Annotated in this window: 1 rRNA gene; it reads right to left on the reverse strand. The window is 47.7% G+C overall.

What is annotated here, in order from left to right:
• Positions 1-76: 76 nt before the first annotated feature.
• Positions 77-239: ribosomal RNA gene (locus A0765_RS10805) — 16S ribosomal RNA — on the reverse strand; the annotation flags it as partial.

Consider the following 239-nt stretch of genomic DNA (forward strand, 5'->3'; position numbering starts at 1 on the left):
TTGTTCCTCGTTAAGGTATTTACATTGTACTCATTCCAATTACAAGACCCGAATGGGCCCTGTATCGTTATTTATTGTCACTACCTCCCTGAATTAGGATTGGGTAATTTGCGCGCCTGCTGCCTTCCTTGGATGTGGTAGCCGTTTCTCAGGCTCCCTCTCCGGAATCGAACCCTTATTCCCCGTTACCCGTTGAAACCATGGTAGGCCACTATCCTACCATCGAAAGTTGATAGGGC

Origin of the sequence: Streptococcus cristatus (assembly GCF_001588905.1) — a bacterium.
GTDB classification, from domain to species: domain Bacteria; phylum Bacillota; class Bacilli; order Lactobacillales; family Streptococcaceae; genus Streptococcus; species Streptococcus cristatus_N.